This is a genomic window from Streptomyces indicus (genome assembly GCF_900100315.1).
GTDB lineage: Bacteria > Actinomycetota > Actinomycetes > Streptomycetales > Streptomycetaceae > Streptomyces > Streptomyces indicus.
Genome location: NZ_FNFF01000004.1, coordinates 491,319 through 504,078 on the forward strand (window position 1 = coordinate 491,319; position 12,760 = coordinate 504,078).

Genomic DNA, 12,760 nt, shown 5'->3' on the forward strand with positions numbered 1-12,760 from the left:
GGTTACGGGTGCCGCGGGTCGGCGCTCAAACGTACGGTCCGCTCCGTCGCCGCCCCCTCCAGCTCGAGCACCCACACCTCATTGGCCCCTTCCCGCAGCACCGGCCCGGGCACGGACAGCGCGTGCTGCGGGCCCGCCGACCAGTAGCGGCCCAGGTTGAAGCCGTTGACCCACACGAACCCCCGTGTCCAGCCGGGCAGTTCGAGCCAGGCGTCGCCCGCGCCGCTCACCTCCACCGTGCCGACGTAGAGGCCGGTGGGTGCTTCCGGCGCGGTCAGGGGCAGGGCGCCGAGGCCCGCGTCGAAGGCGTCGAGGCGCAGGCCGCGGGCCGCGATGCCGTGCAGGTACTGCCGCTCGTGCCGGATGCCGGCGGTCAGGCCCTTCGGTTCGCCCACGCGCGGGCCGTAGTTGACCCGGCCGAGCGACTCCACCCACAGCTCCACCACCGCCGGGCCCGGCACCGGCTCGTCCAGGGTGGGTGACGACTCGGTCAGGATGCCGGCGCGCTTTCCGTCGACGTGGGCCACGGCCCGGTCGCGCAGGCCGGGGACGTGCAGCGGGTAGGGCTCGCGCGGGCCCGGGACCTCGACGCGGTAGCGGACCAGGCCGCGGTCCACGTCCAGGTCCTCGAAGGTGGGCGGTGCGCCGGTGACGGTCTCCGGGCCGCCGAGGTGGTCGAGGACCGCGTCGAGGGAGGCCCAGGTGTCGAGCGCCGCCTGCGCCGGGGCCGCCAACCGGTCCGGCTGCGGCGGGAGTTCGGGCAGCGGGCCGTCCGCGTATGCCGCGAGTACCTCGCGGAACGCCCAGAACTTCGCGGTCGGGCGGCCCTGTTCGTCGATCGGGGCGTCGTAGTCGTACGAGGTCACATCCGGCTGGAGCGCGCCCTCGTGCAGCTCGCCGCCGCGGTTGGCGCCCGCCCAGCCGGCGAAGCTGGTGCCGCCGTGCGCCATGTACAGGTTCACCGAGGCGCCGCACTCCAGGATCTCGCGCAGCGTGGCCGCCGCGTCCTCGGGGGAGCGCGCGGCCTCCTTGCCGCCCCAGTGCGAGAACCAGCCGCACCAGAACTCCATGCACATCAGCGGCCCGGCCGGCTGGTGGCGGCGCAGGGTGGCGAAGGCCGCCGTCGCGTCCGAGCCGAAGTTGACCGTGGCGAGCACGCCCGGCACCGAACCGCCGGTGAGCATGTGGTCCTCGGGGCCGTCCGAGGTGAACAGCGGTACCTCGACGCCCAGGTCGCGCAGCACGTCCGTGAGATGGCGCAGATACGCGCGGTCGCTGCCGTACGAGCCGTACTCGTTCTCCACCTGCACCATGACCACCGGGCCGCCGCGGTGCACCTGCCGCTCCACGACCTGCGGAAGCAGCTCGCTGAACCAGCTGTCCACGCGGCGCAGATACTCCGGGTCGCGGGTGCGGGCGCGCGGCCCGAGCGGTCCGGTCACCCAGTGCGGCAGCCCGCCGTTCTCCCACTCCGCGCAGATGTACGGGCCCGGCCGCACGACCGCCCACAGGCCGGCCCGCGCCGCCGCGTCCAGGAAGCGGCCCAGCGCGCCGAGGTCGTGGTAGGTGCCGGGGGCGGGCTCGTGCAGGTTCCACGGGACGTACGTCTCCACGCAGTTGAGGCCCATCGCGCGCAGCATCGCGAGCCGGTGGTCCCACTGCTCCTCATGGACCCGGAAGTAGTGCAGCGCGCCGGAGAGCAGCCGCACGGGCCGCCCGTCCAGCTCGAAATCCCGCTCCCCGATCCGGAACTCGCCCGTCTCCGGCCCCGTCCCCGTGCCCGATGTGCTCATGCCCGCCCCTCGATCTCTCCTGGTACGCGGCCAGATTCACCCCCTGGCGGGGTGCCGGTCCATGGACAAAGATCAGGTGTGCTTGCACGGAAAGCGAGCGCTGACGGGACACCGAAGCGGTGCGGAAGGGGGCAAAAGCCCATGTATCACACGTGGATGCGGTACTTCACGCCCAGCCCCGTCCACCACCGCCTCGGTCTGGTCTGCCTCGGCGTGGGCCTCCAGTACGGTGCGCTGCCGCCGGTCGGTCCGCGCACCCTCGACCACCACGTCGCCATGGTCATCTGCTCCGGCGGCGGCTGGTACCGGCTGCCCGACGGACGCCGGCTCACCATCACGGCGCCCGCCCTCGTCTGGCTGCTGCCCGGCGTGTCCCACGAGTACGGGCCCGACCCGGACACCGGCTGGGACGAGGCCTTCGTGGACTTCACGGGCCCCGCGACCACCACGTACACCGAACTCGGCTACATCGAACCCGACCGGCCCGTCGTCCCCCTCGGCGACAGCGCACCGGCCCGCGCCGTCGTCACCCGGATCGCGCGCGCCGCCCGGGTCGGCAACCCGCTCCTTGAGGTCGAGACCGGCGCCGCCGTGCACGAACTCCTCGTCGCCCTGCGCCGCTCGCGCGCCGACCTCGCGCCCGACGGCGACCCGGTGCTCGAAGCCCTCGCCCGCGACGCCTACCTGCCCCTGTCCGTGGCCGAACACGCGGCGCGCCTGGGCATGACCCCCACCGAACTGCGCACCGCCGTGCGCCGCGGCTCGGGGTGCAGCCCCAAGGACTACCTGCTGTCGATCCGCCTCGGCCGCGCCAAGGAGCTGCTCGCCGCGACCGAACTCCCGGTCGCCGCCGTCGCCCGCCGCGTCGGCTACGACGACCCGGCCTACTTCTCCCGCCTGTTCACCCGCCGGGTCGGCCTCGCCCCGGTCCGCTTCCGTGAGCAGCAGGCCCGTGCGGTGCCGGGCGGCTGGTCCCAGGAGATCCCGGACCCGGACGATCCGCCGATGCTCCGGCCCGCCGAAGGCCACGAGGTGCGCGAGGCCGGCGTCAGGTGAACTCGCGCGGCTGCGCGGGCAGTTTCAGGTTCTCCCGCGCCGGTTCGCAGTCGTACTGCCCGGCGTCGAAGTGCAGCTCGGGCCGGTCCGGGTCGTACGCCGTGGAGGGCGGCGGAGGCGTACGGGCCGCGCGGCGGCACGGCGGTCCGGAGGCGGCCGGGCGCAGGGAGCTACGCGGCGGGGGAGGCGCCGTCGCCGTTCAGGCGGCCGTCGGCGATCTGCTCGTGGTGGCGGATGACCTCGCTGATGATGAAGTTCAGGAGCTTCTCCGCGAATGCCGGGTCCAGCTTCGCGCTCTCCGCGAGCCCGCGCAGGCGCGCGATCTGCTGCGCCTCGCGCGCCGGGTCCGCCGGCGGCAGCTGGTGGGCGGCCTTGAGGTGGCCGACCTGCTGGGTGCACTTGAAGCGCTCGGCGAGCATGTGGACGACGGCCGCGTCGATGTTGTCGATGCTGTCCCGCAGCCGCCCCAGCTCGGCGAGGACCTGCGGGTCGGTGGTGGAGTTGTCACGCGTGGTCATGGCAGCTGAGCCTACGTCCCGCCCGGCCCCGCCCGCGCGGACGACCGCTTCCTGGACGGGACCGGCGACGGCCTGCCCGCCCCGGACCGCACCCCGGGCCACCCCGACCTGCCCCACCCGGCCCCGCCCACCAGCAGGACCACCCCCTTCCGGGCACCCGCAGCCACCCCCTCTGTGCCCGGATCAAGACATCGGGCAGCATGTCCCCATGTCCGTACTGACGCGCGACGAAGCGCAGACCCGAGCCCGACTCCTCGACGTGCAGCGATACGAGGTCGACCTGGACCTCACCCGCGGCGAGGAGACCTTCGACGCCCGTACCGTGATCCGCTTCACCGCCCGCGAGGCCGGTGACACCTTCGTCGACCTCAAGGCCGCCACGCTGCGCGCGGCAGCCCTGGACGGACAGCCCCTCGACCCCGAGACGTACGCCGACGGCCGCCTGCCCCTCAAGCACCTCACCGCCGGCGAGCACGAGCTCACCGTCGACGCCGAGATGCGCTACTCGCACACCGGCGAGGGCATGCACCGCTTCACCGACCCCGCCGACGGCGAGACCTACCTCTACACCCAGCTCGGCATGGACTACGCCCCGCTGGTGTTCGCCGCCTTCGACCAGCCCGACCTCAAGGCCGTCTTCGCGTTCACCGTCACCGCCCCCGAGGGCTGGACCGTGCTCGGCAACGGCATCGCCGAGCACCAGGGCGCGGGCCGCTGGACCGTCGCCGACACCCCGCCCATCTCCACCTACCTCGCCGCGCTCGCCGCGGGCCCGTACCACTCGGTGACCACCGAGCACCGCGGCCTGCCCTTCGGCATCCACTGCCGCCGCTCCCTCGCGCCCCACCTCGACGTGGACGCCGACGAGATCCTCGACGCCACGAAGGCGCTCTTCGACCGCTACCACGAGAAGTTCGAGGAGCCCTACCCCTTCGACTCCTACGACCAGGCCTTCGTCCCGGAGTTCAACTGGGGCGCGATGGAGAACCCCGGACTCGTCACCTTCCGCGACGAGTTCATCTACCGCTCCGCCGTCACCGACACCGAGCGCCAGACCCGCATCATGGTCATCGCCCACGAGATGGCCCACATGTGGTTCGGCGACCTCGTCACGCTGCGCTGGTGGGACGACATCTGGCTGAACGAGTCCTTCGCCGAGTACATGGGCTACCAGACCACCGCCGAGGTCACCCGCTTCCCCGACACCTGGACCGACTTCGGGATCGCCCGCAAGACCTGGGGCTACGACAGCGACCAGCGGCCCAGCACCCACCCGGTCGCGCCGAAGCCGGAGCTCGTCCCCGACACCGGCGCCGCCCAGGCCAACTTCGACGGCATCTCGTACGCGAAGGGCGCATCGGCCCTGCGCCAGCTCGTCGCCTGGCTCGGCGACAAGGACTTCTCCGCGGGCATCAACGCCCACTTCGCCCGCCACAAGTTCGGCAACGCCACCCTCGCCGACTTCATCGACAACCTCGCCTCCGCCACCGACCGCGACGTCCACGAGTGGGCCCGCGTCTGGCTCGGCACCACCGGAGTCGACAAGCTCACCCCGGCCGTCACGGAGGCCGGCACCTCCTGGCAGCTCACCGTCACCCGCGACGGCAGCCGCCCGCACCGCGTGAGCGTCGCCGCGTACGACCGCGATCTGCACGACGGCAGCGCGTTCGTGCTGCGTGAGCGCTTCGACGTCGACATCGCCGCCGACGAGACGGAGACCACGCGCCCCGGCCGCCGCCCCGCGCTCGTCGTCCTCAACGACCAGGACCTCACGTACGCCAAGGTCCGCCTCGACGAGCAGTCGCTGCGGAGCGCCCTCCAGTCGGTCTCCGCCATCCCCGACCCGCTCAACCGCACCGTCGTGTGGAACACCCTGCGCGACATGGTCCGCGACGGCGAACTCGCCCCGGCCGCCTACCTGGAGACCGCCCGCGCCCACCTCCCCCAGGAGAGCGACCTCGCCATCGTCCAGGGCGTCCTCGCGTTCGCCGGCGCCCACATCGCCGACCACTACGTCGACCCGGCCGACCGCCCCGCCGCCCTGAGCCTGCTGTCCGACCTGTGCGAGGACATCATCCGGCTCACCGAGGACGGCTCGGCGCCGGGCGCCCGCCTGACCGCCGTACGCCACTTCATCGACCACGCCCAGCGCGCGGACGTCATCCGCGCCTGGTTCGACGAGGGCACCGTCCCCGGCGGCCCCGAACTCGACCCCGAGCTGCGCTGGCGCCTGCTCACCCGCCTCGCCGTGCTCGGCGCCGTGGACGACGCCGTCATCGAGGCCGAGCTCCTGCACGACCCGAGCGCCACCGGCCAGGAAGGCGCGGCCCGCTGCCGTGCCGCGCTGCCCGACCCGGCCGCGAAGGAAGCCGCCTGGCAGGCCATGTTCGGCGGCGCCGACGAGCTCTCCAACTACCTGTTCACCGCCACCGCCCAGGGCTTCTGGCAGCCCGAACAGCTCGACCTCGTCCGCCCGTACGTCACCCGCTTCTTCACCGACGCGCCCGCCACCGCCCACCGCCGCGGCCCCGCCATGGCCGACGGCATCGGCCGCCACGCGGTGCCGGCCCTCGTGGTCGAGCGCGCCACCCTCGAACTGGGGGAGCGGTGCCTGGCCGAGGCGGAGGTCCCGCCGCCGCTGCGCCGCCGCCTGGCCGACCACATGGACGACCTGGCGCGGGCGCTGCGGGTGCGAGGAGTCTGAGCTCTTCAGGAGTGAGCGACAGGGTTACGTGAAGGGGGCGCCGGTCATCGACCGGCGCCCCCTTCCGGCCGTCCGGGCCCGCCTCGGGTCCTGCCGGTCCGGCGAAACGGATGGTCCGGACATGCCCCGGAATCCGCCGCCATACCACTCCAACTGCTTTTCTCCGTACGGCAGTACCACTTTCGAGTTGTGCTCGTTTATCTCCGCGGGCACCGTGACGCACCACCCTGCACGCTGGATGCCCCGCGCACCGATCTCCCGCCCGCCCGGAGGACATCCGCATGAGCAGCCAGCCGCCCCTCGCCGGAGGCGCCACCGGCCCCGACGCGCTGCGGCCGCTGCTGCTCACCGTCCTCGACGCCCTCGCCGAAGGCGCCGCCGCGCGCGGGGGACCGCTGCCGGACGGCGGGCCCGAAGCTGTCGGGCAGCATGTCGCCAAGACCGTCGACCACGTGCTGCCGGCCCAAGGGCTGGGCGCCGAAGAGGCGTTGCGCACCCTCGTCACGCTCGTCGCCTCGGGCGCGGCCGACCCCGCCGACCCGCTGTGCGCGGCCCATCTGCACACCCCGCCGCTCGCGGTCGCGGCCGCCGCGGACCTCGCCGCGTCCGCCCTGAACCCCTCGATGGACTCCTGGGACCAGGCCCCGGCCGCCTCGGAGCTCGAACAGCTGGTGACCCGCGCTCTCGCCGCCGAGGTGTACGGGGGCACGGGCAGCGACACCGAGAGCCACGGCGTCCCGCACGACGCCCTCGTCACCACCGGCGGCACCGAGTCCAACCAGCTCGCCCTGCTCCTCGCCCGCGAACTGCACCGCCCCGTACAGCTGTTGGCCGGTGCCAACGCGCACCACTCCCTGCACCGCGCCGCCTGGCTGCTCGGCCTGCCCGACCCCGTCACCGTCCCCGCGCCCGCGGGCCTCCTCGACCCCGCCGCCCTCGACGAAGCCCTCACCGAACTGCCCGGACCCAAACTCGTCGCCGCCACCGCGGGCACCACCGACGCCGGACTCATCGACCCCCTCGACGAGATCGCCGGCCTGTGCGCCGCCCACGGCGCCCGGCTGCACATCGACGCGGCCTACGGCGGCGGCCTGCTGTTCAGCCGTACGCGGCGGGAGAAGCTCCGCGGTCTGGAGCGCGCCCACACCGTCACCCTCGACCTGCACAAGCTCGGCTGGCAGCCCGTGGCCGCCGGCTTCCTCGCCGTACGCGACACCGCCGACCTGGCACCGCTCGGACACCGGGCCGACTACCTCAACGCCGAGGACGACACCGAGGCGGGCCTGCCCGACCTGCTCGGCCGCTCCCTGCGCACCAGCCGGCGCCCCGACATCCTCAAGACCGCCGTCACCTGGCGCGCGCTCGGCCGCGAAGGCATGGGCGCGCTCGTGGACCAAGTCTGCGATCTGGCCGAGGAGTTCGCCGCCGCGATCGACGCACACCCCGGCTTCGAGCTCTACGACAGGCCCGCCCTCAGCACCGTCCTGTTCCGGCCCCGCGACGCCGACGACACCGGCCTCGCGCACGTACGCCGCAAGCTCCTCGCCGAAGGCCGCGCCGTCCTCGGCCGCGCCCGCCTCGACGGACGGCTCTGGCTCAAGGCCACCCTGCTCAACCCGTACACGACCCGCGGCGAACTCGCCGCCCTGCTGCGCCTTGTGGAAGGACACACCCCCCGATGAACACCGCCGCCCCAACCCCCGAAGAGCCCCAGGACCTGGTGGGCATCGGCATCGGGCCGTCCAACCTGTCCCTCGCCGCCCTCGCGCACCCGCTCACCGAACTGCGCACCGCGTTCTACGAGCAGCGCCCCGGCTTCCAGTGGCACCCCGGGCTCCTCATCGAGGGCGCCACCCTCCAAGTGCCCTTCCTCGCCGACCTGGTGACCCTCGCCGACCCCACCAGCCCCTGGTCCTTCCTCAACTACCAGCGCGAGCAGCAGCGGCTCTTCCCGTTCTACTTCGCCGAGAAGTTCCACATCCAGCGCGCCGAATACGACGCCTACTGCCGCTGGGTCGCCGGACAGCTGCCCGGGCTGCACTTCGGCCACCAGGTCGACGCCGTCCGCTGGAACCCCGAACGCGCCCTGTTCGAGGTCGACTTCACCCAGCTCGACGCCGAAGGCGAAGCCGAAGCGCTCGGCCGTACGTACACGCGCAACGTCGTCCTCGGCGTCGGCACCGCGCCCCACGTGCCCGAACCGCTCAAGCCGCTGGTCGAGGCGCCCGGCGTGCCCGTGATCCACGCCGCCGACTACCTCGAGCACCGCGACACCCTCCTGGCCGCCGGACACATCACCGTCATCGGCTCGGGCCAGTCGGGCGCCGAGATCTTCCTCGACCTGCTCAAGTCCCGCCCCGTGGGCGCCGAGAAGCTCCACTGGCTGGCCCGCACCGAGGCCTTCGCGCCCATGGAGTACTCCAAGCTGGGCCTCGAACACTTCACGCCGGACTACACCGGCTACTTCCACGCCCTGCCCGAAGCCGTACGCGACCGGCTCGTGCCCGCCCAGTGGCAGCTCCACAAGGGCATCGACACCGACACCCTCGCCGCCATCCACGACGAGCTCTACCGGCGCACCCTGCACGGCGGCTGGCCCGACACCGTCCTCACCCCGGGCGTCTCCGTCCGCACCGCGGGCCGGGTCGCCACCACCAAGGTCGAGCTGCACCTCGAACACGTCCAGCAGGGCACCCGCTCCCGCCTCACCACCGACGCCGTGGTCCTCGCCACCGGCTACCGCGAGCGGCCCCTGGACCAGGTGCTCGCCGGCCTCGACTCCTATCTGCGCCGCGACGCCAGCGAGCGGCCGCGGATCAGCCAGGACTACCGGCTGCTCCTGGACCCCTCCGTCACCGGCACCGTCTACGTGCAGAACGCCGAGCGGCACACCCACGGCGTCGGCGCCCCGGACCTCGGCCTCATGGCCTGGCGCTCCGCCTCCATCCTCAACACCCTGACGGGCAAGGAGCCTTACACCCTGCCGCGGCGCACCGCCTTCACCACCTTCGGGCTCGCCCCCGACGGGCAGGGCGCTGCGGGCCGTTCCCCGGAGCGGCAAGGCACCCTCGTACCCCTGAAGGGCTGACCCCCCGCGACGGAAGGGCCGGCCCCTGCGAAGAAAGGGGCGGCCCCTGCAACGGGAAGGGGCCGGCCGCATCCGCGACCGGCCCCCGCCCCGCCATCGGCTCAGAAGACGGGAACCCCGTCCCGCGTCAGCTTCCAGTCCACCCGCGCGAACACCGCCGGATCCACCGTCCCGCGCGCCTGCACCCACTGGATGATCGTGTTGCGGATCTCGTCCGAGTTCGCCCACACCTGCTGCGCCTTCGGCACATGCGGGAAGTTGCCGCCGCCGCTCGCCCGGTAGTTGTTCACCGCGAGCACGAACTGCGCCGCCGGATCCAGCGGCTTCCCCTCGAAGCTCAGGTTCTTGATCCGCGAGCCGGACGGCTGCGCGATGTCGATCTCGTACGTCACGCCGTACACCGCGTCGTAGTTGTAGTCCGGGATGTTCTCGGCGTTCGTCAGCTTCGCCGGATCCACCGGCGCACCCGCCGGCGTCTGCACGTAATAGCGCGCCGAGTACTCGAGGTAGTCCTTCAGCTGCGCGCCCGTGATCAGACGGGCCTCCAGGGTGTTCTCGAACGGGTACAGACCCGCCGCGTCCCTGATCGTCACCTCGCCCGCCGGGATGCCCGCAGTGCGCGAGAAGCACGAGGCCTGCGACAGGACCGGCAGCGCCGCGTGCGCACCGCCCGCGAGGGCCGCCTTCACCGTCTCCGCCTGCACATGGCTGATCAGGTCGATCAACGCCACGTCCTTGAACGGGCCCTCGGCCGCCGACATCGCCTGCGTGGACGTGCCGATGACCTGGTTGACGTAGGCCACGACCTTCTCGTGCTCGTCACCGAGCAGCTTCGTGATCTTCGGGTCCTCGGCCACCTCGTTGGAGTTGAGGACCTTCGCCGCCACCTTCTCGACCGTCCAGCGGCCCTTCGACCACACCAGCTCGAAGTCGAACAGCGTCAGGCGCTGGCCCCACTTCAGCGGCTCGGAGAGCACGACCTCCTGGCCGGTCTCCTTGTTCGCGACCTTGTACTCGGGGATCTCCGTGTGCGCGTGGCCGACGAGGATCGCGTCGATGCCCGGCACCTGCTCGGCCACGAGCGCCGCCGCGTTCTCGATGTACGGCAGCTGGTCCCCGTACGAAGAAGTGCCCGAGGAACCGCTGTGCGCGGAGACGATCACCACGTCCGCACCCATCGAGCGCAGCTTCGGCACCCACTTCGCGGCCTGCTCCTCCAAGCCGGGGAACACCATCTTCCCCTGCACGTTGGCCTTGTCCCACAGCGCGATCCCGGGGTTCGTCAGGCCGAGCACCGCCACCTTCACATCACGGCCGTGCGGGGTGCGCAGCCGGTGCATGCTGTACGGCGCGAAGGCCGGGCGCAGGCTCTTGGCATCCAGCGCGTTCGCCCCCAGCAGCGGGAACGCGCACTGCTCCTCGAACTTCCGCAGCACCTCGATGCCGTAGTTGAACTCGTGGTTGCCGAGCGCCGCCGCGTCGTACCCGATCGCGTTCATCGCCTGCGCCATCGGATGCACCGGGCCGGCCTGCGCGGTGATCGGGTCGACCTTCGCGTAGTAGTACGACAGCTGCGTGCCCTGGATCGTGTCGCCCGCGTCGATCAGCAGGGTGTTGCGGCGGCCCTTCTCCTCGCGGACCTTGTTCACCAGCGTGGAGATCTTCGCCAGGCCCACATCGTTGTGCGCCTTGTCGTCGAACTCCTTGTCCGTGAAGTAGTCCCAGTTGAAGACGTTGCCGTGCAGGTCGGTCGTCCCCATCACCGTGAACGCGTACCGCTTCGGACCGCGGCCCTTGCCCCGGTCCGCCTGCGCAGCCTGGCCCGCCTGCGCCGCCGCGGGCGCCGCCGCACCCACCGCGAGCGCCGCGCCCGTCACTGCCGACGCACCCACGAACGACCTTCTCCTGAGCGGCATTCCGCCCCCTCCCTCACCGTGATCACGAAGAAACAACGCGCGTAGATTCTGCAACGCGAACCCCTCTCCGCAACACCCCGAACCGGTTGCGATCCGATGACTGCCCCGTGCCGCCGCCGGGTGCGAGAGTGGCCGGGATCAGGACGTATCCCCAGAAGGAGCACGCAATGGACGACAGCACCGACACCGCCGGCACCCCCTCCGTGCCCTACGGCACCCCCTCCGTGCCCTACGGCACCCCCTCCGTGCCCTACGGCACCCCCGACGCACCCCGCGTCGCCGTCACCGGCGAAGCACGCCTCGAAGTCGACCCCGAGGTCGCCCGGATCCACGTCACCGTCACCTCGCGCGACCGCGAGCGCCGGCAGGCCCTCGACGACCTGACCCGCCGCAACGCCGCCGTCCTCGACCTCATCAAGGGGTACGGGGACGCCGTCGAGACACTCGAGACCGGCGCCCTGTCCATCCGCCCCGAGTTCACCTCCAAGGGCCGCGGCGAGAACATCCGCGCCTACCACGGCCACGTCCATCTCACCGCCGTACTCGGCGACTTCACCGCACTCGGCGAACTCGTCACCCGCCTCGCCGACCTCGACCTCACCTCGGTCGACGGCCCCTGGTGGGAGCTGCGGCCCGACTCGCCCGTGCACGGCGAAGCCCGCAGCCAGGCCGTCCGCGAAGCCGTCCAGCGCGCCCGCGAATACGCCGCCGCCCTCGACACCCGCCTCGCCGCCCTCGTCGAACTCGCCGACCTCGGCGCCGAGAACGCCGCCCCGTATGCGAGGGAACCGAAGATGATGCACGCCCGGGCCGTGGCCTTCGACGGGGGCATGGAAGCGGAGGGCGCCGCGCCCCTCGACCTCGAACCCCGGCGCCAGACCGTCTACGCCATGGTCAATGCCCGCTTCACCATGCATCCGCCGCAGCTCTAACCATCCCGGCCCGCTCTGGTCAATCCCGCCGGTCCTGTCCAGCATGAGATGACGCCCCAATGCCCCTTGCAGCAGGGGCAGTTGGCTCCCATCCATGAGGAGATGCCATGACCGACGGACTGGTCCTCGAGCCCGGAGCGGGCGAACTCATCGGCGCCTCCGGCATGACCCTCAAGGTCGGCGCCGAACAGACACCCCGCTGGTCCGTCTTCGAAGCCGTCATCCAGCCCGGCTTCGACGTCGGCGCCCACCTCCACTACGCGGCCGAAGAGCTCTTCTACGTCCTCGAAGGCGAGCTCGACCTGCTCGCCTTCGAGCCCCGCCACCGCACCGAAGGCGACTGGCAGCTGTGGGAGTCCGCCGACGGCACCAAGGTCGCCCGCGGCGGCCCCGGCAGCCTCATGTACGTGCCCACCGGCTGCCCGCACGCCTTCGCCAACCCCGGCACCACACCCGCGAAACTGCTCCTGCACGTCGCACCCTCGGGCCACGAGGACTACCTCAACGAGGTCGCCGACCTCATGACGGCCGGCGGCATCCCAGCCCCCGACGCCCTGCGCGAACTCCGCGCCCGGCACGACATCCACCAACTCACGCCGATGCGCCGGGGGCCGGCGGGTCCGGGCGGTCCGGGCAGTCCGGGCAATCCCGGCGGCGGACCCGGCCCGGTCAACAATTGAATGAATCCCTGCACAATCGAGCAGTGAAAGCCCTTTACTGGCAACGGAAATGCTCATCGGAGCAGGGCGGCGC

Annotated in this window: 9 protein-coding genes; 6 read left to right on the forward strand and 3 right to left on the reverse strand. The window is 72.3% G+C overall.

Annotation, left to right across the window (positions count from 1 at the left end):
• Positions 1–2: 2 nt before the first annotated feature.
• Positions 3–1,793 carry a glycoside hydrolase family 35 protein gene (locus BLT97_RS14210; protein ID WP_093609815.1) on the reverse strand — a complete coding sequence of 597 codons (1,791 nt, stop codon included), beginning with the start codon at positions 1,791–1,793 and terminating at the stop codon, positions 3–5.
• Between the two features lie 141 nt (positions 1,794–1,934).
• On the opposite strand from BLT97_RS14210, the gene BLT97_RS14215 reads away from it, so the two are divergent.
• A complete protein-coding gene (locus BLT97_RS14215) occupies positions 1,935–2,849 on the forward strand; it encodes a helix-turn-helix domain-containing protein (RefSeq protein ID WP_093609817.1) in 915 nt (304 codons plus the stop codon).
• A 170-nt stretch (positions 2,850–3,019) separates the two neighbouring features.
• On the opposite strand, the gene BLT97_RS14220 is transcribed toward BLT97_RS14215, so the two are convergent.
• Entirely contained in the window at positions 3,020–3,367 is a 348-nt protein-coding gene (locus BLT97_RS14220; RefSeq protein ID WP_093609819.1) for a chorismate mutase, read from the reverse strand.
• Between the two features lie 208 nt (positions 3,368–3,575).
• Between BLT97_RS14220 and pepN the strand changes: the two genes are divergently transcribed.
• The 3 genes from pepN to BLT97_RS14235 all read left to right on the forward strand — a co-directional run bounded on the left by pepN (position 3,576) and on the right by BLT97_RS14235 (position 9,159).
• Positions 3,576–6,071, forward strand: coding sequence for an aminopeptidase N (gene pepN, locus BLT97_RS14225; protein ID WP_093609821.1), 2,496 nt, complete (start codon positions 3,576–3,578; stop codon positions 6,069–6,071).
• A gap of 281 nt (positions 6,072–6,352) precedes the next feature.
• Positions 6,353–7,753, forward strand: a complete 1,401-nt coding sequence (locus tag BLT97_RS14230; RefSeq protein WP_093609823.1) for a pyridoxal phosphate-dependent decarboxylase family protein — start codon at positions 6,353–6,355, stop codon at positions 7,751–7,753.
• Positions 7,750–9,159, forward strand: coding sequence for a lysine N(6)-hydroxylase/L-ornithine N(5)-oxygenase family protein (locus BLT97_RS14235; RefSeq protein WP_093609825.1), 1,410 nt, complete (start codon positions 7,750–7,752; stop codon positions 9,157–9,159). Before BLT97_RS14230 ends, BLT97_RS14235 begins: the two co-directional genes overlap by 4 nt.
• A gap of 101 nt (positions 9,160–9,260) precedes the next feature.
• On the opposite strand, the gene BLT97_RS14240 is transcribed toward BLT97_RS14235, so the two are convergent.
• A complete protein-coding gene (locus BLT97_RS14240; RefSeq protein WP_093609827.1) occupies positions 9,261–11,075 on the reverse strand; it encodes a bifunctional metallophosphatase/5'-nucleotidase in 1,815 nt (604 codons plus the stop codon).
• Between the two features lie 167 nt (positions 11,076–11,242).
• On the opposite strand from BLT97_RS14240, the gene BLT97_RS14245 reads away from it, so the two are divergent.
• Both BLT97_RS14245 and BLT97_RS14250 read left to right on the forward strand, forming a co-directional pair.
• A complete protein-coding gene (locus BLT97_RS14245; protein WP_093609829.1) occupies positions 11,243–12,007 on the forward strand; it encodes an SIMPL domain-containing protein in 765 nt (254 codons plus the stop codon).
• 107 nt (positions 12,008–12,114) lie between these two features.
• Complete coding sequence (locus tag BLT97_RS14250) at positions 12,115–12,687, forward strand: cupin domain-containing protein (RefSeq protein ID WP_093609831.1); 573 nt, start codon at positions 12,115–12,117, stop codon at positions 12,685–12,687.
• Positions 12,688–12,760 lie beyond the last annotated feature (73 nt).